The organism is Streptomyces sp. NPDC001668 (assembly GCF_042893155.1).
Taxonomy (GTDB): Bacteria; Actinomycetota; Actinomycetes; order Streptomycetales; family Streptomycetaceae; genus Streptomyces.
The window spans coordinates 90,689-113,730 of sequence record NZ_JBIAUQ010000010.1; the positions used below are offsets into that span (position 1 = coordinate 90,689).

Annotated in this window: 24 protein-coding genes; 16 read left to right on the forward strand and 8 right to left on the reverse strand. The window is 70.0% G+C overall.

Going from position 1 to position 23,042, the window contains the following annotated elements; genetic code table 11:
* The first annotated feature begins 268 nt into the window (after positions 1–268).
* The 3 genes from ACFYZ8_RS28045 (at position 269) to ACFYZ8_RS28055 (ending at position 2,809) form a co-directional block, all read left to right on the forward strand.
* Positions 269–1,222 carry a heme o synthase gene (locus ACFYZ8_RS28045; RefSeq protein ID WP_359029625.1) on the forward strand — a complete coding sequence of 318 codons (954 nt, stop codon included), beginning with the start codon at positions 269–271 and terminating at the stop codon, positions 1,220–1,222.
* 44 nt (positions 1,223–1,266) lie between these two features.
* A complete protein-coding gene (locus ACFYZ8_RS28050) occupies positions 1,267–1,599 on the forward strand; it encodes a hypothetical protein (protein ID WP_359029626.1) in 333 nt (110 codons plus the stop codon).
* A gap of 103 nt (positions 1,600–1,702) precedes the next feature.
* Positions 1,703–2,809 carry an amidohydrolase family protein gene (locus ACFYZ8_RS28055; RefSeq protein ID WP_388537852.1) on the forward strand — a complete coding sequence of 369 codons (1,107 nt, stop codon included), beginning with the start codon at positions 1,703–1,705 and terminating at the stop codon, positions 2,807–2,809.
* Positions 2,810–2,857: 48 nt separating this feature from the next.
* Here ACFYZ8_RS28055 and ACFYZ8_RS28060 read toward each other — a convergent pair whose 3' ends face one another.
* The 4 genes from ACFYZ8_RS28060 to ACFYZ8_RS28075 form a co-directional block, all read right to left on the reverse strand.
* Entirely contained in the window at positions 2,858–3,877 is a 1,020-nt protein-coding gene (locus tag ACFYZ8_RS28060) for a heme A synthase (protein ID WP_388537854.1), read from the reverse strand.
* Positions 3,878–3,914: 37 nt separating this feature from the next.
* Entirely contained in the window at positions 3,915–4,685 is a 771-nt protein-coding gene (locus ACFYZ8_RS28065; protein ID WP_388537856.1) for an ABC transporter permease, read from the reverse strand.
* Entirely contained in the window at positions 4,682–5,605 is a 924-nt protein-coding gene (locus tag ACFYZ8_RS28070) for an ABC transporter ATP-binding protein (RefSeq protein ID WP_388537858.1), read from the reverse strand. The genes ACFYZ8_RS28065 and ACFYZ8_RS28070 overlap by 4 nt, the downstream gene beginning before the upstream one ends.
* Positions 5,606–5,752: 147 nt before the next feature.
* Positions 5,753–6,607 carry an aminoglycoside N(3)-acetyltransferase gene (locus ACFYZ8_RS28075; RefSeq protein ID WP_388537860.1) on the reverse strand — a complete coding sequence of 285 codons (855 nt, stop codon included), beginning with the start codon at positions 6,605–6,607 and terminating at the stop codon, positions 5,753–5,755.
* A gap of 161 nt (positions 6,608–6,768) precedes the next feature.
* Between ACFYZ8_RS28075 and ACFYZ8_RS28080 the strand changes: the two genes are divergently transcribed.
* From ACFYZ8_RS28080 to ACFYZ8_RS28115, 8 genes are read left to right on the forward strand one after another with little or no spacing between them, the layout of a single operon-like run.
* Positions 6,769–7,512, forward strand: coding sequence for a metalloregulator ArsR/SmtB family transcription factor (locus ACFYZ8_RS28080; protein WP_359029632.1), 744 nt, complete (start codon positions 6,769–6,771; stop codon positions 7,510–7,512).
* Positions 7,509–8,930 (forward strand): Fe-S cluster assembly protein SufB, encoded by a 1,422-nt coding sequence (gene sufB, locus ACFYZ8_RS28085; RefSeq protein ID WP_359029633.1) that lies wholly within the window; start codon positions 7,509–7,511, stop codon positions 8,928–8,930. Before ACFYZ8_RS28080 ends, sufB begins: the two co-directional genes overlap by 4 nt.
* Positions 8,931–8,990: 60 nt before the next feature.
* The gene (gene sufD, locus ACFYZ8_RS28090) at positions 8,991–10,172 is read left to right on the forward strand and encodes a Fe-S cluster assembly protein SufD (protein ID WP_359029634.1); all 1,182 of its coding nucleotides are present in this window, start codon (positions 8,991–8,993) and stop codon (positions 10,170–10,172) included.
* Entirely contained in the window at positions 10,172–10,492 is a 321-nt protein-coding gene (locus ACFYZ8_RS28095) for a non-heme iron oxygenase ferredoxin subunit (protein ID WP_307162653.1), read from the forward strand. Before sufD ends, ACFYZ8_RS28095 begins: the two co-directional genes overlap by 1 nt.
* Before the next feature lie 7 nt (positions 10,493–10,499).
* Entirely contained in the window at positions 10,500–11,264 is a 765-nt protein-coding gene (gene sufC / locus ACFYZ8_RS28100) for a Fe-S cluster assembly ATPase SufC (RefSeq protein WP_359029635.1), read from the forward strand.
* On the forward strand, positions 11,261–12,517 hold the full coding sequence (locus ACFYZ8_RS28105; protein WP_359029636.1) for a cysteine desulfurase: 1,257 nt from the start codon (positions 11,261–11,263) through the stop codon (positions 12,515–12,517). Before sufC ends, ACFYZ8_RS28105 begins: the two co-directional genes overlap by 4 nt.
* Positions 12,518–12,534: 17 nt before the next feature.
* On the forward strand, positions 12,535–13,005 hold the full coding sequence (sufU, locus tag ACFYZ8_RS28110; RefSeq protein WP_359029637.1) for a Fe-S cluster assembly sulfur transfer protein SufU: 471 nt from the start codon (positions 12,535–12,537) through the stop codon (positions 13,003–13,005).
* Complete coding sequence (locus tag ACFYZ8_RS28115; RefSeq protein WP_037708299.1) at positions 13,002–13,334, forward strand: metal-sulfur cluster assembly factor; 333 nt, start codon at positions 13,002–13,004, stop codon at positions 13,332–13,334. The genes sufU and ACFYZ8_RS28115 overlap by 4 nt, the downstream gene beginning before the upstream one ends.
* A gap of 57 nt (positions 13,335–13,391) precedes the next feature.
* Here the strand turns inward: ACFYZ8_RS28115 and ACFYZ8_RS28120 are convergent, their stop codons facing one another.
* The 3 genes from ACFYZ8_RS28120 to ACFYZ8_RS28130 form a co-directional block, all read right to left on the reverse strand.
* Positions 13,392–13,541, reverse strand: a complete 150-nt coding sequence (locus ACFYZ8_RS28120; RefSeq protein WP_359029638.1) for a hypothetical protein — start codon at positions 13,539–13,541, stop codon at positions 13,392–13,394.
* Positions 13,542–13,681: 140 nt separating this feature from the next.
* Entirely contained in the window at positions 13,682–16,555 is a 2,874-nt protein-coding gene (locus ACFYZ8_RS28125; RefSeq protein WP_388537863.1) for a tetratricopeptide repeat protein, read from the reverse strand.
* 16 nt (positions 16,556–16,571) lie between these two features.
* On the reverse strand, positions 16,572–17,390 hold the full coding sequence (locus ACFYZ8_RS28130) for an AbfB domain-containing protein (protein WP_388537865.1): 819 nt from the start codon (positions 17,388–17,390) through the stop codon (positions 16,572–16,574).
* A gap of 256 nt (positions 17,391–17,646) precedes the next feature.
* Here ACFYZ8_RS28130 and ACFYZ8_RS28135 point away from each other — a divergent pair, with 256 nt between their 5' ends.
* The 5 genes from ACFYZ8_RS28135 (at position 17,647) to ACFYZ8_RS28155 (ending at position 22,129) form a co-directional block, all read left to right on the forward strand.
* Positions 17,647–17,967, forward strand: a complete 321-nt coding sequence (locus ACFYZ8_RS28135; RefSeq protein WP_388537867.1) for a DMT family transporter — start codon at positions 17,647–17,649, stop codon at positions 17,965–17,967.
* Entirely contained in the window at positions 17,967–18,518 is a 552-nt protein-coding gene (locus tag ACFYZ8_RS28140) for a TetR family transcriptional regulator (protein WP_359029642.1), read from the forward strand. Before ACFYZ8_RS28135 ends, ACFYZ8_RS28140 begins: the two co-directional genes overlap by 1 nt.
* Positions 18,519–19,116: 598 nt before the next feature.
* Positions 19,117–20,106, forward strand: coding sequence for a 2,3,4,5-tetrahydropyridine-2,6-dicarboxylate N-succinyltransferase (dapD, locus tag ACFYZ8_RS28145; RefSeq protein WP_359029643.1), 990 nt, complete (start codon positions 19,117–19,119; stop codon positions 20,104–20,106).
* A gap of 233 nt (positions 20,107–20,339) precedes the next feature.
* Positions 20,340–20,909: a SigE family RNA polymerase sigma factor gene (locus ACFYZ8_RS28150; RefSeq protein WP_388537869.1), complete on the forward strand. Its 570-nt coding sequence runs from the start codon at positions 20,340–20,342 to the stop codon at positions 20,907–20,909.
* Positions 20,906–22,129: a WD40 repeat domain-containing protein gene (locus tag ACFYZ8_RS28155; protein ID WP_388537871.1), complete on the forward strand. Its 1,224-nt coding sequence runs from the start codon at positions 20,906–20,908 to the stop codon at positions 22,127–22,129. The genes ACFYZ8_RS28150 and ACFYZ8_RS28155 overlap by 4 nt, the downstream gene beginning before the upstream one ends.
* Here ACFYZ8_RS28155 and dapA read toward each other — a convergent pair whose 3' ends face one another.
* On the reverse strand, positions 22,130–23,023 hold the full coding sequence (gene dapA / locus ACFYZ8_RS28160) for a 4-hydroxy-tetrahydrodipicolinate synthase (RefSeq protein WP_388537873.1): 894 nt from the start codon (positions 23,021–23,023) through the stop codon (positions 22,130–22,132). It lies immediately after the preceding gene.
* Positions 23,024–23,042: the final 19 nt, after the last annotated feature.

Below are 23,042 nucleotides of genomic sequence, written 5' to 3' on the forward strand. Positions count from 1 at the left end.
AGTACGTGCGTTTTTTCGAGTCATTCCAGACTGCCGGGCCCCGCGGGGATCCGCCTCCCGACTGGGCCGTATCGCATTCGGCAAGTGAATACGCAGCCGCTCGTACGAGTGCTCAACCGAGTGCTGACGAGCTCTTCCGGGGGCGTCCTCGGACACGACCCGACCCCCGCGAATGTCGGGGTATGGGCAACGTCTACAGTGGCGTGGTACGCGCGAGCCTTTACCGGTACTTCACACGGGTGAGGCTCGCTGGGATGTCTCTGTAGGGGTGTGCGTGACGGCCGTCGAATCCCGTCCAGCGGGGGTGCTCGGTGCGAGCCAGAGCCCGAGCCACCGGCCGTTCGGGGCCCGTGTCAAGGCGTTCGTAGCTCTGACCAAGCCTCGGATCATCGAGCTGCTGCTCATCACCACCGTTCCGGTGATGTTCCTGGCGCAGCAGGGCGTGCCGGACCTGAAGCTGGTCCTGCTCACCTGCGTCGGCGGCTACCTCTCCGCGGGCGGCGCCAACGCGCTCAACATGTACATCGACCGCGACATCGACGCGCTCATGGACCGCACCTCGCAGCGTCCGCTGGTCACCGGCATGGTGTCGCCGCGCGAGTGCCTGGCCTTCGGCATCACGCTGGCGGTCGTCTCGACGCTCCTGTTCGGTCTCACCGTCAACTGGCTGTCCGCCTGGCTGTCGCTCGGAGCGCTGCTCTTCTACGTCGTCGTCTACACGATGATCCTCAAGCGCCGTACCTCGCAGAACATCGTGTGGGGCGGCATCGCCGGCTGCCTGCCGGTCCTCATCGGCTGGTCGTCGGTCACGAACTCCATGGCGTGGGCGCCGGTCGTCCTCTTCCTCGTCATGTTCTTCTGGACGCCGCCGCACTACTGGCCGCTGTCCATGAAGGTGAAGGAGGACTACGCGCGCGTGGGCGTGCCGATGCTGCCGGTCGTGGCCTCCAACAAGGTGGTCGCCAAGCAGATCGTCCTCTACAGCTGGGTGATGGTCGGCGTGTCGCTGCTGCTGCAGCCGCTCGGCTACACCGGCTGGTTCTACACGGCGGTCGCGCTGCTCGCGGGCGGCTTCTGGCTGTGGGAGGCGCACGGCCTCCAGAACCGGGCCAAGGCCGAGGTGACGGGCGCCAAGCTCAAGGAGATGCGGCTGTTCCACTGGTCGATCACCTATGTGTCGATCCTCTTCCTCGCGGTCGCGGTGGACCCCTTCTTGAGGTAAGGGTCACGTCGCCGTCGGCTCTACCCGTCGGTAGCATCCTGGTCATGGCAGACACGCAGCAGGTTGACGCGAAGGCCGAGCGCAAGGCCGCCCGGCTCGCCAAGCAGATCAGCGCCTTCTCCAAGGGGCACGGCGGCGCCGAGGGCCAGCTGGCCCACATCGGCGAGCGCGGCACCCGGATCGTCCTCGTCGGCGAGGACGGCGGCTGGGGCGACCTGGTGGCCCCCTCGTACGAGATCGCCGAGAAGGCCGTGGAGAAGTCCGGCATCACGGTTCACGAGGAGTTCGACGGCGAGTTCGCCGCCAAGGTGAAGACGGGGCCGTACGAGTGGAGCCGGATGGCGGGCATCCAGGTGGGCGGTCCCTCGAACGGCTGAGAGCCGTCGGCCTTTCGTACGGGGTGTGTGAGAGCAACACCTGACGCCCGGTTCACCCGTTAGGACCTGTAGCAAGAGCACAGTCCTGCCACGGGGAGTCCGGATGATCGAAACGCCGTCCCTCGTGGACCAGTACTGCCACGGCGTACTGAGGACGGAGCTGGGTCTCGGCACCTTCGAGGCCCAGCTGGCCCGCACCGAGGGCCCGCCCGCCCCGGGCACCACCCTGTTCGACACCCAGACCGGTTTCGCCGTACGACGCTGGTGCCCGCCCCTGCTCGGCCTGGAAGCGCACTGCCCGCCCGCCCGCTATCTGGCCCGGCGCCGTGAGCTGGGCGTGCTGGAAGCGGGCCGCAGGCTGCTGCGCGGCAGCGGAATCACGACCTACCTGGTCGACACCGGGCTCCCCGGCGATCTCACCGGACCCACCGAGCTGGCCTCCGCCGCGGCCGCAGAGGCCCGCGAGATCGTGCGCCTGGAGCTCCTCGCCGAACAGGTCGCCGACACCTCCGGCACCGTCGAGTCCTTCCTCGCCAACCTCGCCGAGTCGGTGCACGGAGCCGCCGCGAGCGCGGTCGCCTTCACCTCGGTGGCGGGCGTACGGCACGGACTCGCGCTCGCGCCCGAGCCGCCGGGGCCCGGAGAGGTGCGGGGCGCGGCGGGGCGGTGGCTGGCGGGCCGCCGGGTGGGCGGTGCGCTGACCGACCCCGTTCTGCTACGGCATCTGCTGTGGATCGCGGCCGCCTCCGGCCTGCCCCTCCAGCTGCACGCCGGGCTCGGTGAACCGGGCCTGCGCATCGACCGCACGGACCCCGTCCTGCTCACCGACTTCGTCCGGGCCACCGCGGGACTCGGCACCGACCTCGTCCTGCTGCACAGCTACCCGTACCACCGGCACGCCGCCCATCTCGCCGGTGTCTTCCCGCACGTCTACGCCGACGCCGGCGCCGCCCTCGTGCGCACCGGCGCCCGCGCGGCGACCGTGCTCGCGGAGATCCTGGAACTGGCCCCCTTCGGCAAGATCGTCTTCTCCAGCGGGGCCCACAGCCTGCCCGAACTGCATGTGGTGGGCGCCCGTCTGTTCCGCGAGGCGCTGGCCCGGGTGCTGGGCGGCTGGGTCACCGAGGGCGCCTGGTCGCTGGCGGACGCGCAGCGGGTGGCGGGGATGGTCGCGGCGGGGAACGCGCGCAGGGTGTACGGGCTGGAGTGAGCCGTACGGGATGGGACCGTGAGACCGGCGCACGGTGCCGACCCGGAGCTACCTGGGTCCGGCGATCGACGAACCGGTGGCGGCGTACTGAGCCGGCATGTCGGGCAGCTCGCCCTCGGGCCGCTCCCGCAGGGCCAGCAGGACGCGCAGCACGCCGATCCACACCAGGGCCGAGCCCAGCATGTGCAGACCGACCAGGAACTCGGGGAGGTCGGTGAAGTACTGGACGTAGCCGATGAGGCCCTGGGACAGCAGGACCAGGAAGAGGTCGCGGGTCCGGTCCAGGGGGTTCTTGGGGGCGTCGACCGCCTTGAGGATGAACCACAGGGCGAAGGTCAGCGACACCACGATCCAGGCGAGGACCGCGTGCGCCTTGGCCACCGTCTCCCAGTCCAGCGGCATCCGCTCGACCTCGCTGGAGTCACCGGCGTGCGGCCCGGCGCCGGTCACCACGGTGCCGACGAGGATCAGCAGGGCGGCGGCCGCGACCATGAACCACACCAGCTGCTGAACCGGCTTGCCGACCAGCGGGCGGGGTGCCGTGTCGCCCTCGCGGGTGCGCTGCCACATCACGGCGGCGACGGTGATCAGGGCGGTGGTCGCGACGAAGTGGGCGGCGACGGTGTACGGGTTGAGCCCGACCAGCACCACGATGCCGCCCAGGATCGCGTTGCTCATCACGATCCAGAACTGCGCCCAGCCCAGCCGGGTGAGGCTGCGGCGGCGGGGCTTCTCGCTGCGGGCCGCGATGATCGCCCACCCGACGGCGGCGCACAGCACGTACGTCAGCATCCGGTTGCCGAACTCGATGGCACCGTGGAAGCCCATCGCGCTGGTCGCCGTCAGCGAGTCGTCCGTGCACTTCGGCCAGGTCGGACACCCGAGCCCGGACCCGGTCAGCCGCACCGCCCCGCCGGTGACCACGATGACCACCGCCATGACGAGCGCGGCGAGAGCGGCACGCTGGACCGTGCGGGGGGCGGGGGTCCAGCGGGCGGCGATGAAGGCGAGGGGGTTGCGGACGGCCGCTACGGCGTCGGCGCGGGTCACGTTTGGCACGCCCTCCATCGTAGGGGGCCGCTTGTGCACGCGTTCACGAGGCCCCCTACTCCCAGCGGAAGAAGCGCCCCGCCAAGGCCAGCCCCGCCACGGCCCACACCGCCAGGATCCCGAGGTCGCCCCACGGCATCCCGGCGCCGTGCTGCAGCACGTCCCGCAGGCCGTCCGAGAGGGCCGTGATCGGCAGCAGGCTCAGCGCGTCCTGAGTGCCCTGGGAGAACCGGTCCAGGGGGATCATGACTCCACCGCCGACCAGGAGGAGCAGGAAGACCAGGTTGGCCGCGGCCAGGGTGGCTTCCGCCTTCAGCGCGCCGGCCATGAGGAGGCCGAGGCCCGAGAAGGCCGCCGTGCCGAGGAGCAGGAGCAGGAGGACGGCGAAGGGGTTGCCGTGCGGGGACCAGCCCAGCGCGAAGGCGATCACCGTCAGGAGGATCACCTGGAGGACCTCCGTCGCCAGGACCGACGCGGTCTTCGCCGTCATCAGGCCCCAGCGGGGGAGCGGGGAGGAGGCCAGGCGCTTCAGGACGCCGTAGCGGCGCTCGAAGCCGGTCGCGATCGCCTGGCCGGTGAAGGCCGTCGACATGACCGCGAGGGCCAGGACGCCGGGGGTGAGGAAGTCCACCGCCTTGCCCTCGTCCGTGTCGATGATGTCCACCGAGCTGAACAACACCAGCACGACGGTCGGGATCACCACCGTCAGCAGCAGTTGCTCACCGTTGCGCAGGAGCATCTTCGTCTCCAGCACCGCCTGGGCCGCGATCATGCGACCGAGGGGCGCCGCGCCCGGCTTCGGGGTGTACATGCCGGTGGCCGTCACGCGCGGAGCTCCTTGCCCGTCAGTTCGAGGAACACGTCTTCCAGGGTGTGCCGTTCCACCGAGATCTTCTCCGGCATCACGCCGTGCTGGGCGCACCAGGACGTCACCGTCGCCAGCAGCTGTGGGTTCACCTTGCCGACCACCCGGTAGGAGCCGGGGGTCAGCTCGGCGGCTGTGCAGTCGGCGGGAAGGGCCTTCAGGAGGGAGCCCACGTCGAGCCCGGGGCGGCCCGTGAAGCGCAGGGTGTTCTCGGCGCCGCCCCGGCACAGCTCCTCCGGGGTGCCCTGCGCGATGACCCGGCCGCCGTCGATGATCGCCACGTCGTCGGCGAGCTGCTCGGCCTCGTCCATGTAGTGCGTGGTGAGGATCACCGAGACGCCGTCCGCGCGCAGGTCACGGACCAGGTCCCAGGTGGCGCGGCGGGCCTGGGGGTCGAGGCCGGCGGTCGGCTCGTCCAGGAACACCAGTTCCGGGCGGCCCACGACCGCCATGGCCAGCGCCAGGCGCTGCTGCTGGCCGCCCGACAGCCTGCGGTACGTCGTCCTGCCGCAGCTCTCCAGGCCCAGGCGCTCGATCAGCGCGTCCACGTCGAGCGGGTCCGCGTGCAGCCTGGCCATGTGCCGCAGCATCTCGTCGGCCCGGGCGCCCGAGTACACGCCCCCGGACTGGAGCATCACACCGATCCTCGGGTGCAGCTCACGGGCCTGCCGTACCGGGTCGAGGCCCAGGACCCGTACCGTGCCGGAGTCCGGCTCGCGGTAGCCCTCGCAGGTCTCGACCGTCGTCGTCTTGCCGGCGCCGTTGGGCCCGAGTACGGCGGTCACGCCCGCCTGGGCCACCAGATCGAGGCCGTCCACGGCGGTCTTCGTGCCGTACCGCTTCACCAGGGCGTGGACCTGGACCACGGGCTCACTTCGCATGGGCCCGAGTCTAGGTTCGCGGCTCGTGCCGCAGTCGGCCGGGTTCGAGATCTCCACCGGCAGGAGGATTTCCGGGGCCGTTGTGGGTGGGGTATTCCGAACCGGTTCGGGGCTCTTTGAGACCAACCCAGGGACGTCGACACCCGCTCAGCCGGTTCCGAGGCCGTCCCGGGGGCGCCCGGCCGCCTCCCGCGCCGCGAGCGGGATCTCCTCCTCGCGTGAGCGGTGCAGCGGCAACCAGCGCTCGGCGTACGCCACCGCGTCCGCGACGGGGAACAGCCGTACGTCGGCCGCGCCCGCCTTCCCCCGTACGACGACGCCGCTGTCCCGCTCGAAGTCGTACCCCAGTTCGTCGAAGCGGTCCGAGGTGATCGACACCTCCGTCACCACCTCCCAGCCGTCCGGTCCCGGGCGGCCGACCTTCACCAGGGGGGTCGGGACGCGGTACTCGGCGAGGTGGAAGCTCGTACAGGTGTCGTAGCCGGCGCCGAGGAGCAGCACGCGCGCGTGGAGGGCCTCCAAGCGGGCCAGCGGGCTGTGCTCGCCGAGGCGGCAGTCGGGCGCGTGATCGTCCAGGACCGCACGCGCGCGTGGGCCTATCGCGGCGAAGGACGTCTGCGGGTGCGCGCTGCGCAGGGCGCCGGGCCAGGTGCGGACGGTCTCCGGGATCACGCCGACCCCGCGCGAGGGCGTGACGAGGGGGTCGTAGGCGGGCATGGTCGCCCGGATGGTCGGCCACCAGTCCTCGGGCACCGGCGGGCTGCTCCACACCGCGGGGTCGGAGAGGTCGCCGGTCTGGGTGGGGACCACGAGGGTGCCGTCCGGGCCGAGGGCGTCCAGGAGGCCCTGGACCACTGCGACCGGGCCGCCGCAGACCCAGCCGAGGGAGCTGAGCGAGGAGTGCACGAGCAGGATCTCGCCGCTTCTGACACCCAGCTCGCGCAGGTGCCCGGCGAGGGTGTCGCGAGTGACAAGTGGGCCGGTGGGAGGTGGTGTCGGCATGGTTCGGGAGTGTCCCTGACAGGGCCGCCGAATGCCACCGGTTTGATCGATCAAAGATCGTTCTCCCTGGTCAGGTTAGGTGGACCTAAGTGATGCAGGGCACCGTCCGCTGGGCGGGACGCGGCTTGCCCGGTCCTGAGGAATTACGCAACAATGGCGTTGTGAAAAACGTCGGCGAGGTTCGGGAGACCCCCACGGGGGCCCCTCAGGAGGAGCTCGCGACCGGTGAGCGGTCCACCCGCAACCGCGTCGCGCGATCCATCCTGGACCACGGCCCGTCGACCGTCACCGAGCTGGCCGGACGGCTGGGGCTCACCCCCGCGGCCGTAAGGCGTCATCTGGACGCGCTGGTGGCCGACGACGTGGTGGAGGCGCGGGAGCAGCGCGTGTACGGCGCGCGGACGCGCGGCCGTCCCGCCAAGGTCTTCGCGCTCACCGACTGCGGCCGGGACGCCTTCGACCAGTCCTACGACAAGCTCGCCGCGGACGCGCTGAACTTCATCCGGGAGCGCTTCGGCGGGGACGAGGCGGTCGTCGCCTTCGCGCGCGCGAGGATCGCCGCGCAGGCCGAGCAGTACCGCAAGGCCGTCGAGTCCGCCGCCCCCGAGGAGCGCACCGAAGCCCTGGCGAAGGCCCTGAGCGCGGACGGGTACGCTGCTACGGCGCGCAGCGCACCGGTCGGCGAGCAGCTCTGCCAGCACCACTGCCCGGTGGCCCATGTCGCGGAGAAGTTCCCGCAGCTGTGCGACGCCGAGACGGAGATCTTCTCCCAGCTGCTCGGCACGCATGTCCAGCGACTGGCGACCATCGCGCACGGCGACGGCGTCTGCACGACGTTCATCCCCAAGATTTCCCACATGTCTGATCACGCATCTGCAAGCACGGCCGGGAGGAACCCCGCATGACTCTCCCCACGGAGACTGCCCACCCCGAGCTCGAGGGCCTGGGCAAGTACGAATACGGCTGGGCCGACTCCGACACGGCCGGCGCTTCAGCGCGGCGCGGTATCAACGAGGACGTCGTCCGCGACATCTCCGCGAAGAAGAACGAGCCGGAGTGGATGACCAAGCTCCGCCTCAAGGGTCTGCGGCTGTTCGACAAGAAGCCCATGCCCAACTGGGGCTCGGACCTCTCCGGCATCGACTTCGACAACATCAAGTACTTCGTGCGGTCCACGGAGAAGCAGGCGGAGTCCTGGGAGGACCTGCCCGAGGACATCAAGAACACGTACGACAAGCTCGGCATCCCCGAGGCGGAGAAGCAGCGCCTCGTCGCCGGTGTCGCGGCCCAGTACGAGTCCGAGGTCGTCTACCACCAGATCCGCGAGGACCTGGAGGAGCAGGGCGTCATCTTCCTGGACACCGACACCGCTCTCAAGGAGCACCCGGAGCTCTTCAAGGAGTACTTCGGCACCGTCATCCCGGTCGGCGACAACAAGTTCGCGTCGCTGAACACCGCGGTGTGGTCCGGCGGCTCCTTCATCTACGTGCCGAAGGGCGTGCACGTGGAGATCCCGCTCCAGGCCTACTTCCGTATCAACACGGAGAACATGGGCCAGTTCGAGCGGACGCTGATCATCGTCGACGAGGACGCCTACGTCCACTACGTCGAGGGCTGTACGGCGCCGATCTACAAGTCGGACTCCCTGCACTCCGCGGTCGTCGAGATCATCGTGAAGAAGGGCGCCCGCTGCCGTTACACGACCATCCAGAACTGGTCGAACAACGTCTACAACCTGGTCACCAAGCGCGCCGTGGCGTACGAGGGCGCGACCATGGAGTGGATCGACGGCAACATCGGCTCCAAGGTGACGATGAAGTACCCGGCCGTCTACCTGATGGGCGAGCACGCCAAGGGCGAGACCCTGTCCATCGCCTTCGCGGGCGAGGGCCAGCACCAGGACGCCGGCTCCAAGATGGTCCACATGGCGCCGAACACCTCCTCCAACATCGTCTCCAAGTCGGTGGCGCGCGGTGGCGGTCGTACGTCCTACCGCGGTCTCGTGGAGATCGGCGAGGGCGCCCACGGCTCCAAGTCGAACGTGCTGTGCGACGCGCTGCTGGTCGACACCATCTCCCGCTCCGACACGTACCCCTACGTGGACGTCCGCGAGGACGACGTGTCCATGGGCCACGAGGCGACCGTCTCCAAGGTCTCCGAGGACCAGCTCTTCTACCTGATGAGCCGTGGTCTGACCGAGTTCGAGGCGATGGCGATGATCGTGCGCGGCTTCGTCGAGCCCATCGCGAAGGAGCTGCCCATGGAGTACGCCCTCGAGCTCAACCGGCTGATCGAGCTGCAGATGGAAGGCGCGGTCGGTTAAGACCGCCCTTCGAGAAGCAGCTAGCGAAATCTGACGTAGGAAGAGAGCAGACCGACAGCCATGGCTGAGGCTCAGAACATCCCGGTGGGGTCCACCACCGCCGGCCAGATCGCGGTGGCCGCCGAGTCGACCGTCGCCACGCGCATGAGCGCGCCCCCGTCCTTCGACGTCGCGGACTTCCCGGTCCCGCACGGCCGCGAGGAGGAGTGGCGGTTCACCCCGCTGGAGCGCCTGCGCGGGCTGCACGACGGCACCGCCGTCGCGACCGGCGACGGCGTGAAGGTCGACGTGCAGGCCCCCGAGGGCGTCACCGTCGAGACCGTCGACCGCGACGACCCGCGCCTCGGCAGGGCGGGCACCCCGGTGGACCGCATCGCCGCCCAGGCGTACTCGGCGTTCGAGAAGGCCGGCGTGGTCACCGTCCCCAAGGAGACGGTGCTCACCGAGCCGATCCGCATCGCCGTGCACGGCGAGGGCGGGGTCCGCTTCGGCCACCAGGTGATCGAGCTGGGAGCCTTCGCCGAGGCCGTCGTCGTCATCGACCACACCGGTGACGCGGTGCTCGCCGCCAACGTCGACTACATCCTGGGCGACGGCGCCAAGCTGACCGTCGTCTCCGTCCAGGACTGGGACGACAAGGCCGTGCACGTGGCCCAGCACAACGCGCTGATCGGCCGGGACGCCACCTTCAAGTCGTTCGTGGTCACCTTCGGCGGCGACCTCGTCCGTCTGCACCCGCGCGTCGCCTACGCCGGCACCGGCGGCGAGGCCGAGCTGTTCGGCCTGTACTTCACCGATGCCGGCCAGCACCAGGAGCACCGCCTCCTCGTCGACCACAACACCCCGCACTGCAAGTCGAACGTCGCCTACAAGGGCGCGCTCCAGGGCGAGGGCGCCCACGCGGTGTGGATCGGTGACGTGCTCATCGAGGCCAAGGCCGAGGGCACCGACACCTACGAGATGAACCGCAACCTCGTCCTCACCGACGGTGCCCGGGTCGACTCCGTGCCGAACCTGGAGATCGAGACCGGCGAGATCGTCGGAGCGGGTCACGCCTCGGCGACCGGCCGCTTCGACGACGAGCAGCTCTTCTACCTCATGGCCCGCGGCATCCCGGCCGACGAGGCCCGTCGCCTGGTGGTCCGCGGCTTCTTCGCCGAGCTGGTCCAGCAGATCGGTGTCGACGACATCGAGGAGCGCCTGCTCGTGAAGATCGACGAGGAGCTGGAGGCCACCGTCTGATGGCCGCCTTCGTACGCGCCTGCGGACTGAGCGAGCTGGAGGAGGACACCCCGAAGCGGGTGGAACTCGACGGCACGCCGGTCTCGGTCGTGCAGACCGAGGGGGAGGTGTTCGCCATCCACGACATCTGCTCGCACGCGAACGTCTCGCTCTCCGAGGGCGAGGTGGAGGACTGCCAGATCGAGTGCTGGCTGCACGGCTCCAGCTTCGACCTGCGCACCGGCAAGCCGTCCGGCCTTCCCGCGACCCGCCCCGTCCCCGTATACCCCGTAAAGATCGAAGGGGACGACGTGCTCGTCTCCCTCACCCAGGAGTCCTGAGGCACCCATGGCAACGCTTGAAATCCGAGACCTGCACGTCACCGTCGAGGCCGACAACGCCACGAAGGAGATCCTCAAGGGTGTCGACCTGACCGTGAAGCAGGGCGAGACGCACGCCATCATGGGCCCCAACGGCTCCGGCAAGTCGACGCTCGCCTACTCCCTCGCGGGTCACCCGAAGTACACCATCACCGGCGGCACCGTCACCCTCGACGGTGAGGACGTCCTGGAGATGGAGGTCGACGAGCGCGCTCGCGCGGGCCTGTTCCTGGCCATGCAGTACCCGGTCGAGGTCCCCGGCGTCTCCGTCTCCAACTTCCTGCGCACCTCCGCCACCGCCATCCGCGGCGAGGCCCCCAAGCTGCGCACCTGGGTGAAGGAGGTCAAGGAGGCCATGGAGCGCCTCCACATGGACTCCTCCTTCGCCGAGCGCAACGTCAACGAGGGCTTCTCCGGCGGTGAGAAGAAGCGCCACGAGATCCTCCAGCTCGAACTGCTCAAGCCCAAGATCGCGATCCTCGACGAGACCGACTCCGGCCTCGACGTCGACGCGCTGCGGGTGGTCTCCGAGGGCGTCAACCGCGTCCGTGAGACCGGCGAGGTCGGCACCCTGCTGATCACGCACTACACGCGCATCCTGCGCTACATCAAGCCCGACTTCGTCCATGTCTTCTCCGGTGGCCGGATCGTCGAGTCCGGCGGCGCCGAGCTCGCCGACAAGCTGGAGAACGAGGGCTACGAGGCATACACGAAGGGTGGCGTATCAGCGTGACGCAGTTGCCGGGCCTCCTCGACACCGAGGCGATCCGCAAGGACTTCCCGATCCTGGACCGCCTGGTCCACGACGACCGGAAGCTCGTCTACCTGGACAACGCGGCGACCTCGCAGAAGCCGCGCCAGGTACTGGACGCCCTGAGCGAGTACTACGAGCGCTACAACGCCAACGTCCACCGCGGTGTGCATGTGCTCGCCGAGGAGGCCACGGCGCTGTACGAGGGCGCGCGCGACAAGGTCGCCGAGTTCATCAACGCGCCCTCGCGCAACGAGGTGATCTTCACCAAGAACGCCTCCGAGTCGCTCAACCTCGTGGCGAACATGCTGGGCTGGGCCGACGAGCCCTACCGCGTGGACTCCGAGACCGAGATCGTCATCACGGAGATGGAGCACCACTCCAACATCGTGCCGTGGCAGCTGCTCGCGCAGCGCACCGGCGCGAAGCTGAAGTGGTTCGGGCTGACCGACGACGGCCGCCTCGACCTCTCCAACATCGACGAGATCATCACCGAGAAGACGAAGATCGTCTCCTTCGTGCTGGTCTCCAACATCCTCGGCACGGTCAACCCGGTCGAGGCGATCGTCCGCCGCGCGCAGGAAGTCGGCGCGCTGGTCTGCATCGACGCCTCCCAGGCCGCCCCGCACATGCCAGTGGACGTGCAGGCGCTCCAGGCCGACTTCGTGGCCTTCACCGGCCACAAGATGTGCGGCCCGACCGGCATCGGCGTGCTGTGGGGACGGCAGGAGCTCCTGGAGGACCTGCCCCCGTTCCTCGGCGGCGGCGAGATGATCGAGACCGTGTCGATGCACTCGTCGACGTACGCCCCGGCGCCGCACAAGTTCGAGGCGGGCACGCCGCCGGTCGCGCAGGCCGTCGGACTGGGCGCCGCGATCGACTATCTGAACTCGATCGGCATGGACAAGGTCCTCGCCCACGAGCACGCGCTGACCGAGTACGCGGTCCAGCGCCTCGCGGAGGTCCCCGGCCTCAGGATCATCGGCCCGACCACGGCCGAGGACCGGGGCGCGGCGATCTCCTTCACGCTCGGCGACATCCACCCGCACGACGTGGGCCAGGTCCTCGACGAGCAGGGCATAGCGGTCCGGGTCGGTCACCACTGCGCACGGCCGGTCTGCCTGCGCTACGGAATTCCCGCGACCACGCGAGCGTCGTTCTATCTGTACTCCACTCCGGCCGAGATCGACGCATTGGTCGAGGGCCTGGAGCACGTACGGAACTTCTTCGGCTGACGGGAACGGGCTATCGCATGAAGCTGGACTCGATGTACCAGGAAGTCATCCTGGACCACTACAAGCACCCGCACGGGCGCGGTCTCAGGGATGGCGACGCCGAGGTGCACCACGTGAACCCGACGTGCGGCGACGAGATCACCCTCCGTGTGAAGTACGACGGCACGAGGATCGAGGACGTCTCCTACGAGGGCCAGGGCTGCTCGATCAGCCAGGCCAGCGCGTCCGTCCTGAACGATCTGCTGGTGGGCAAGGACCTGGCGGACGCGCAGCGGGTCCAGGAGACCTTCCTGGAGCTGATGCAGTCGAAGGGCAGGATCGAGCCCGACGACGCGATGGAGGAGGTGCTGGAGGACGCGGTCGCGTTCGCCGGCGTCTCCAAGTACCCGGCCCGGGTCAAGTGCGCCCTCCTCAGCTGGATGGCGTGGAAGGACGCGACGGCCCAGGCGCTGGGCGCCGGAGCCGACGCCGAAAGGAAGACGGCATGAGCGAGACCGTTGAGATGAAGCCGGCCTCGGAGGAAGAGATCCGCGAGGCGCTGTACGACGTCGTCGACCCCGAACTGGGCATCGACGTCGTCAACCTCGGCCTGATCTACGGCATCCACATCGACGACGCGAACATCGCGACCCTCGACATGACCCTGACCTCGGCGGCCTGTCCGCTGACGGACGTCATCGAGGACCAGGCCAAGTCCGCCACGGACGGCCTCGTCAGCGAGCTCCGCATCAACTGGGTGTGGATGCCGCCGTGGGGCCCCGACAAGATCACGGACGACGGACGCGAGCAGCTTCGGGCACTCGGGTTCAACGTCTGAGCAGCCGAGCGACCCCGTCGAGGCCCCCGGAGAGGTTCCGGGGGCCTCGCTCCGTTTTCAGCGGCGCAGTGCACGGACGAACGTCCGAAAGGCGCTGAGCCGCTGATTCCCGTGCAGCCCACGGAGCGCGGCGAGGAAGGCCACGAGCAGGGAGAGCACGCAGACCAGGGGGAGGACCAGCAGGAGGAGCACCTCGGGCAGGGACACGGTGTGCCTTTCGACGGAACCGGATGTGCGGACCGGGTGATCGAATCTCCACGAGGTGCCGTCCCGCCTGCGCCGACCGCGCTCGGACCACGGTCCTCGCAGGTCACCAAGGGTGGACGGGATATCCGGACCGGTCCGGTTCAGTACCGGGAATCCCGGTCGGGATCGCGGGCGTCCTGGCTCCGGAACGGTGTGAACCAGTCATCGGGATGGAGGTTCGCCATGCGCATGTGCTGGTTCACGCTGTTCTCGGGGTTCTCGATCCCCTCCATCCACGGCTCGTACAGCATCAGCACGTCGTGGTCCTCGAACAGAAGTTCCTTGCAGGCGAACCAGTCGTAGTCGCCGGGTTGTCCGGGGAGCCCTTCGGTGAACTCCTCGGCCAGGTCGGGGCTGTCCTCTGTGATCGCCGCGGCGCGTTCCAGCGCGAGATGCAGTGCCATCTCCTCGCCTGTGCTGCGCGGACGGGGCGGACGGCCCTCCCTGATGTCCTGGGCGAGGTCGTCGAAAGCCCGGATCATCTGCTGCCGCCAGACCAGGCTCTGGTTCCAGGTCTGCGCCGGCAGAACGTCGAAGCAGCCGATGACCCAGTCCGAGGTCGTGATCGGCCGGTCCTGGAGCTCCTTCAAGCCCTCGGCAGCCATGTCCGCCTCGATTTCCAGGGCCGCCTCAAGAACGCGAAGCGTGCGTGGACTCGGCCGCCAGGGGGTCGTCTCGTCCCGCTCGTCCTCTTCGTCGAAGGGGGCGTGGTACTTCCGGGCATGGGCGAGAACGGGCTGGTTGAACCAGGCGGCGGACACGGGGTCACCCAGCTTGGCGGCACGGCGGTAGCACTTGTGAGCCTTCCCGTACCTGGCACGCCGTTGATAGAGATTTCCGAGGAGCCGCAGGGACATCAGGTCACCATGGTCGAAGGCCCGCTGGTACCACTCCTTGGCGCTCCTGGCCGCCCCGTTCCACTTCCCTTCCCGTTCGGCCTCGTGGAAGAGATTCCGCAGGGACTCAGCGATCCGCCGACTGCGCTCCTCGGGGGCCTCGTCCCCAGGATGGATTCGACCGCGCCACTCATTGAGGAATCCGAGGGCACGCATGGCCACGCAGTCCCCTGCCTCTGCGGCGATGAGGTAGAGCTTCTCCGCCTCCTCGTAGTCCTCCCGAGCGAGGAACACCTGGGCCAGGTTGGTGGTGCACTCGCGGTGGCCTCTTCGTGCCCCCTCCAGATAGAGCCGTTCCGCTTCCTCGTGCTCGTTTCGCTGATAGGCGAGGAGACCGAAGCGGAAGCAGGCGTCCGGGACCTCCGCGTCGAGCGCGAGGCGCCACAGCCTCTCGGCTTCCTCGTACTCACCGCGGTCCTCATGGACATTGGCCAGCCTGGGCGCGGCCTCGGGCAACCCCGCCTCGAAGGCCCGGCGCCACCACTTCTCCGCTTTCTTGCGCTGCCCCTTGCGGTGGGACCGGACTCCCAGGTTGAGCATGCCTCGGGCGTTGCCCGCCTTCGCCAGCCGACGCCACCAGGTTTCTGCCTCTGCCTCCCGGTTCTGGTCCAGGAAGATGGAGCCGACGTACAGCATGGAGTCCACATGACCCGTTTCGGCGGACGGCAGGAAGGCGCGCAACGCCAGATCGATCCGCTCGGCCCGGTAACAGGAGACACCCACGCTGTAGCGCTCCTGAACAGAGCTCGCGTGCTCCACGGCGGCCTCGCGGACGGCATCGGGAACGGGAGGCGCGTCGGGCAGCTGGGACAGCGTGTCGACCAGGTAGTCGAAGGGCCGCCACAGGTCCTGTCCGGCGGGCATCAGAAGTCGGCTCGCCCCGAGCGGGTCCTGGCAGGCCCATGCCATGGCCGCTTCCAGCGGCTCCGGCGAGAGCATCGCGCTCTCCTCGTCCGCGAGGTAGCCGGAGTGCAGCGAGGTGATCAGCTCGGTGGACACCGGGCCCAGCCCGGAGCGGGCCAGGTCGACTGCCGTGGCCACCAGGGCGTGGCCGCGCGGATTTCCGCCCAGATAGCGGGCGTTGTGCCAGCGGTCCCACAGGGGCGGGCCCGCGGAGACGTATTCGGCGATGCCGTATCGTTGGTGGTGGCGCAGTGCTTCGAGCAGCCGCGGGTCGGTCTGGGTCTCGGTGCGCGCGAGTTCGGCCTCGCTCCATCTGCGTCGCAGGTCGATGATGTCGGCGGCCTTGAGCACCGGGTCGCTGAGATCGATCCGGGCATAGGCGTCGTCCCCCTTCGCCGTTCCCGTCTGCCGGGGCGCGCGACGGTCGTACTCCGAGAGCCGCATGGTGGCGAGCAGCACGGCTCGCAGACCGACCAGCTCGCGCAGGACGACTTGATCGAGCAGGGACGGGCCCAGGTAGTGCTCGAGATCGTCCAACCACACCACGCACTGACGACCCCGGCGGGACAGGGCGCGGGCCTCTTCGACGCAGGAGTCCAGCGCGATGCCGCGACCGGGGATCAGCAACGGCAGGTCGGACAGCGCACGGGACATCGCTTCGAATGCCGCACGGGACTTGCCGGCGGTCGAATCCCCTCTGATCAGGACCAGACCGCCGCCGGCCGTTGCCGCTTCGAGGGCCGCATCGATCTCGTGGTCGGCGTCTCTTTCGACGTAGGGCGGCACCGGACCGTGCTCCGCCGACTTACGGGCCTGGCGTACGCCCAGCAGGACGGGATCGGCATCACGCACGAGGGGGTGTGAGGGGCCGGCCTTGGCGGCCGGTGACGCGGGCATGGACGGCTCTGCCGTGGTGCCCCTGTAGAGACCCTGCCATCTCTTGCGGTCCCAAGGGAGGCCGGACTGCTCGGCGATGAGGGTCAGGAGGCTTTCCAGCGCGGCCCAACTCTGCGGCCGGCTCCGCCCGTTCTGCCAGCTGCTCAGCGTGGTCCGGGTCAGGCGTATGCGCCGGGACTTCCGCGACGCCTCGTCGATACGGTCGAGGGTGAGCCCCGAGCCGGAGATGTGGCTCCGCACCGCCGCACCGAACTCTGGGTACTTCACTTCCTTCGGCATGCGCTCCCCGATGGCTTCAGTCCAATGCCGCCACCAGTCTGAACGACGAGTCCGACAGGTACTGCGAGCTGTACTCGAAGCGCTCCAGACGGACCACGAAGTTCTTGTGACGGAGGAAGTAGCCGGGGTAGTTGACCGACTCCAGCATCACGGCGCCCGGGTAGTACGAGGAGTCGCGGGGGCAGAAGGTGGCGTCCTCCTCGAAGAGGGACGAGCCGTCGTCGCGGGCGGCACGCAGGACGAAGTTGCTGTGGCGCAGGTACTTGCCGTCGTGTGTGGTGAAGGAGTAACACGAGGCGTTCGCGAGGCCCTTGACCTGCTTGAAGGTCGAGTCCTCGCGGGATTCCGAGCCGCGGACCGGATCCAGGGCCACGTAGTACTCGGTCACATGCCAGTAGCGGTCGGGATAGTTGACCGCGCGGACCGAACGGTAGGTCACGGCGGGCTTCGGCTTCGCCGAACTGCCCTTGGAAGCCGTGGACTTGGGCGGCTTCGGGGTGGCCGTGACCGTGACGGTCGGTTCGGCGCCCTGCTGCCGGGGGCCGCGGGGGCTGGGGGACACCGAGGAGAGTCCGCTGTCGCCCTGCGGTGCAGTGGTCGTCGCGGGCTGCGAGGAGAAGGAGATCAGACCGGATCCCTCGTCCCGCGCGGTTTTTGACGGTTTGTCGCCTTCGTTGTGCGTGGCGGCTATCGCCGTCACACAGGCGACGATCGTGGCCACCGCCAACACCCCGGCGAGATAGAGCCGTCTGGTGCCGGGCGTGCGGGAGGTGTCCAACGTCCAGCCGTTCTCCCAGGGGCGGTCCTGGGGCGGCCGGGACTTGTCTACGGGCATGCGCTGTTCCTCCGGCGCGGCGGGGAGTGATGTGCCGCTGCTGTGGTGGCGCGGTATGTGAATGGTGAACCACGAGTGGTTCCGGGGGAACACTAGTGGTTGCCGGCGGTCCCGAGCAGCCCTTTGAAGCGGCTGGTTTCCACATTTCCTCTCGGAGGGTGACGGCAGTGTGGCGGTGTGGTCACCTCTGCGCCGCTTGTCCTGGCCCCTGGTCGGCGGCGACAGCCCGGGCCAGTCGTTATGTACGCTCGTACACATGGGATACCTGCTGCTCGCCGGAGCCATCGCCGCCGAGGTCGGAGCGACCACGGCCATGAAGTACACCGAGGGCTTCAGCCGGCTCGGGCCCTCGCTGCTGACCGTGCTCGGCTACGTCCTCTCCTTCGCGCTGCTCGCCCAGACGCTGAAGACGGTGTCGGTCGGCACCGCCTACGCGATCTGGGCCGGGGTCGGCACCGCCGCCATCGCCGCGCTCGGGATGGTCTTCCTCGGAGAGGGCATGACGGTCACCAAGGCCGCCGGGATCGCGCTGATCATCGTGGGGGTCGTGGTCCTGAACCTGGGCGGGGCGCACTGATGGCCCGCCGGCACGACCCCGAACGCCGGCAGCGGATCATCGACGCGGCCATCCGGGTCGTGGGGAAGAAGGGGCTCGCGGGGCTCACCCACCGCAGCGCCGCCGCCGAGGCCGACGTACCCCTCGGGTCGACGACGTACCACTTCAAGAGCCTCGACGAGCTGATGGTCGCCGCGCTGCGCCAGGCCAGCGAGGGCTTCGCCAAGGCGGTCGCCGCGCACGGCGCCCTGGACGGCCCCGGCGGGGACCTGGCCGCCGGTCTCGCCCGCGTCCTCGGTGACTGGCTCGGCGGCGAACGTACCGGCGTGGAGCTGGAGTACGAGCTCTACCTCGCCGCCCTCCGCCGCCCCGCCCTGCGCCCCGTCGCCGCCGAATGGGCCGACGACCTCGCCGAACGCCTGGCCCACCGCACGGACCCGGTCACGGCACGGGCACTGGTCGCGCTGATGGACGGGATCTGCCTCCAGGTACTGCTGACGGGGGCGCCGTATGACGAGGAGTACGCGCGGGAGGTGCTGGGACGGGTGATCCCGGGGGAGCACCGCGGATGATGTGCGGAGGTGCTGGGACGGCCTTGGGGCGGGGCGGGCGGGCGCGCTGCAGGGAGGGCGGGGCGTTCGCCGTCGGGGGTGTGCCGCGCGGGGGGTTCGCGTGCGTGCCGCGGGGTGTTGGGGCGGCCTTGGGGCGGGGCGGGCGCGCTGCGGGGAGGGCGGGGCGTTCGCCGTCGGGGGTGTGCCGCGCGGGGGGTTCGCGTGCGTGCCGCGGGGTGTTGGGACGGCCTTGGGGCGGGGCGGGCGCGCTGCGGGGAGGGCCGGGGCGTTCGCCGTCGGGGGTGTGCCGCGTGGGGGGTTCGCGTGCGTGCCGCGGGGTGTTGGGGCGGCCTTGGGGCGGGGCGGGCGGGTGCGTTGCGGGGAGGGTGGGGCGTTCGCCGTCGGGGGTGTGCCGCGCGGGGGTTCGCGTCCGTGCCGCGGGGAGTCGGAGGTGGCTGCCACCCGAGAGGTTCACGCGTGTGTTCGCGGCCGCGCTCCGGTGAGGGCGAGCCGCCCACCGCCTGAGAGCGAGCGTGGGGCGCCCGCCGCCCGGCCCACCACCCGAGACGTCCCGCGCACGGGTTCGCGTCCCGTGCCCCGTGGCGGTTAGGTTTCCCTCATGACCGACACGACTGCTCCGCGCACCACCGGCGCCATCGCCGCAGGCCTTGCCACCGTCGCCGCCGACGGCACCGTTCTCGACACCTGGTTCCCCGCTCCCGAGCTCTCCGCCGAACCCGGTCCGGCCGGCACCGAGCGGCTGTCCGCCGACAGGGCCGTGGAACTGCTCGGCGACGGCGCCGCGAAGGCGATCGGCCCGGACGCCCGCCGTGGTGTCGAGGTGATCGCGGTCCGCACGGTCATCGCCTCCCTCGACGACAAGCCGCTCGACACGCACGACACCTACCTGCGGCTGCACCTGCTCTCGCACCGTCTGGTCCAGCCGCACGGCCTGAGCCTGGACGGCATCTTCGGCTTCCTGCCCAACGTCGCCTGGACCTCGCTCGGCCCGGTCGCCGTCGACGACATCGAGAAGGTGCGCCTCAACGCCCGCGCCGAGGGCCTGCACCTCGCCGTGACGAGCGTCGACAAGTTCCCGCGCATGACGGACTACGTCGCCCCCAAGGGCGTCCGGATCGCCGACGCCGACCGGGTCCGCCTCGGCGCGCACCTCGCCGCGGGCACCACCGTGATGCACGAGGGCTTCGTCAACTTCAACGCGGGCACGCTCGGCACATCGATGGTCGAGGGCCGTATCTCCGCCGGTGTCGTGGTCGGCGACGGTTCGGACATCGGCGGCGGCGCCTCCACCATGGGCACGCTCTCCGGCGGCGGCAACGTCCGCATCACCATCGGCGAGCGCTGCCTGATCGGCGCCGAGGCGGGCGTCGGCATCGCGCTCGGCGACGAGTGCGTGGTCGAGGCCGGGCTGTACGTCACCGCGGGCACCCGCGTGACCATGCCCGACGGGCAGATCGTCAAGGCCCGTGAGCTGTCCGGCGCCTCGAACATCCTCTTCCGCCGCAACTCGGTCACCGGCACCGTCGAGGCCCGCCCGAACAACGCGGTCTGGGGCGGCCTCAACGACGTCCTGCACAGCCACAACTGAGCCGCTCCGGCCCGGACGAAGATCACTTCCGGACCGACACCGGCTCACACAAACGGCCCCAGCATCGGCCTGGCCGACGACGGGACCCGCGAGCTCGTGGGGAAGTCGCCGTAGAGGATCGCATTCCTCTGCGGCGACTTTTTTCGTGCCGGTGGCATAGCGGCGGGCGGCCGCACGCGTCACAGGGGGCGGAGGGACGGCGCACAGGCGTCGCCGGGGAAGAGAAGGTGACGATGAATGCCGAAGGGCTGGAGAGTTTCCGGGACTTCGTGGACAGCAGGTCGTCCGCCCTGCTGAGGACCGCGGTGCTGCTGTGCGGGGGAGACCGGCATGCCGGTGAGGACCTGTTGCAGAACGCCCTGGTGAAGGCGGCCGGGCGGTGGCAGAAGATCGACGAGCCGGAGGCCTACGTACGGCAGGTCCTCTACCGGCAGCAGGTCAGCCGCTGGCGGCTGAAGTGGCCCCGGCGCGAGGTCAGTGTCGCCGAGCCGCCCGAGCCCCCCGGCACCGGTGAGCCCGCGGCCGACACGGCCGCCGCGGCCGACCTGCGCCTGGTGATGCGCCAGGCCCTGTCCCGGCTCACCGCCCGTCAGCGCACCGTCCTCGTGCTGCGCTACTTCGAGGACCTGCCCGAGGCCGACGTGGCCCGACTGCTGGGCTGCTCGGTCGGCACGGTCCGTTCCACCACCCACCGTTCGCTGGCCCGGCTGCGTCAGCTCGCTCCCGAACTGGCCGCCCTCGGGCCCGCGGAGGCCGAGCGGCCCGACGCCCGTGACTACTCGCCCATGGAGGTGCGTCCGTGAACGTCGACGACATCGTGCGCGACGCCCTGCGCGATCAGGCCGCCGAACAGCCCCCGGTGGAGGCGGGGTTCACCGACCACGTGCTCGCCGTCCGGCGCCGCCGCCGGACCCGTAGGGCGGTTGCCGTCGCCGTGGCCGCCGTGGTGGCGGTCGCCGTGGGGGTGGGCGTGCCGCTGCTGGACTCCGGCAAGGAGGACGCACGGCCCTCCGGTGGCATCGTGACCCCGAAGAAGGTCGAGTCCCACCCCGACCAGTCGCCGCCGCGCGACAGGATCTCCGTCGGGGGCACGACCCTGGCCGGTTACTCCATCGCCGAGACGGTCAAGAAGAGCGCGGACAGCGCGGCCTACCAGCGCACCTACTATCTGCTGAACCCGAAGACCGGCAAGTACGCCAAGGCCGCGGACTGGTCCTGGGTCGCGGTCGCCCCCGGCGGGAGGACCGCCGCCGTCCTCGAACGGGATCTGCCCGCCTCGCGGATCGGCCTGCTCGACCTGACCACCGGCAAGGTCCGGCGGTGGATCCAGGTGGACCACGGCGTCGGCGGCGTCACCTTCTCCCGCGACGGCCGCAAGCTGATCGCGACGACGTACAGCCAGAACCCCGACCGGCTGGTCAAGGTGCAGGGCAACGTCGAGTGGGGCCGGCCGTGGACGTCGAGCCGCACCGGCTTCTTCGTCCTCGACGTGGCCTCCGGGGACGGAGACTGGACCGAGATCAAGCTCGCGGGCGACCCCGACGACCCCCTGCGCGGCACCATGCTCAACAGCCGCCAGGACTTCGCCCTGTCCGACGACGGCCGGTACGTCTGGGAGGGCCGCCCCATGGAGCCCGGCTACGCGTTCTACGACCTCACGGGCAAGGAGGTCCCCGTGCCGGCGGGCTACAAGTACCTGTCGTGGTCCGTCGACGCGGGCATGTCACCCGACGGCAAGCTCGTCGTCGGTGACTTCGCGGGCAAGAGGTGGAAGACGTCCTCGTACGTCGTCGACGCGACGACCGGTGAGAAGACCGAGGTGCGCGGGCAGCAGCTGCTCGCCTGGGTGGGCAACAGGCGGCTCATCGCCTGGGACATCGGCGAGAACGACAAGAACGAGCACCACAACCGGCTTGTGCTCGTCACCATCGGCAGCGACAAGGAGATCCCGCTCAGCGGCTTCAGGGAAGGCAACACACCGGACGGTGCCGGGCGCTGGTATCCACTCTTCGCCCAGCCCTGATCAGAGAGCCACCAGCCGTTCGTACTCCGCCAGCAGCCCGTCGGCCGTCTCCCGGCCGACGGGCCGCAGCGGGGCGCGGACCGGGCCCGCGGGCAGACCGAGCGCGTTGAGGAGGGCCTTGGCGGTGACCGTGCCGGGCAGGCCCGCCGACATCATCGCCTCGATCAGCGGTGTGGCCCTTTGTTGGAGGCGGGCGGACACGGGGGTGTCGCCCGCCTCGAACGTCTCCAGGATCGCCCGGAGCCGAGCGGGGACCACGTTGGCCACCGTGCTGACGTAACCCGCCCCGCCCACCGCGTACAGGGCGAGGATGTGCTCGTCGCAGCCCGCGTAGTACGCCAACTCCGTGCGGTTCAGGACCTTCTGGGTGCCGAGAAGGTCGTAGGAGCAGTCCTTGACCGCGACGATCCGTGGGTGCCCGGCGAGCCGGATCATCGTCTCCGGCTCGATGCGGGTGCCGGTGCGGCCCGGGATGTCGTAGAGCATGACGGGCAGTCCGCAGGAGTCCGCGATCTCCCGGAAGTGGGCCTCCAGCGCGTCCTGCGGCGGCCTGCTGTAGTAGGGGCTGACCACCAGCACCCCGTCCGCGCCCGCCTTTTCGGCGGCGAGGGCCAGCTCCACGGTGTGCCGGGTGTCGAAGGTGCCGACCCCCGCCACGACCGAGGCCCGCCCGCCCACCGCCTCCCGTACCGCCATGACCAGCGCGGCCTTCTCCGCGTCCGTCGTGGTCGGCGACTCGCCCGTCGTGCCGGAGAGGACCAGCCCGTCGCAGCCCTCCCTCACCAGGTGGTCGGCGAGCTTCTGCGCGCCGTCGAGATCGAGGGCGCCTGCCTCGTCGAAGGGCGTGATCATGGCGCAGAGGGCGCGGCCGAAGGGCGGGGAGGCTGTCGTCATAGGCGTAGTCTCGGCAGAT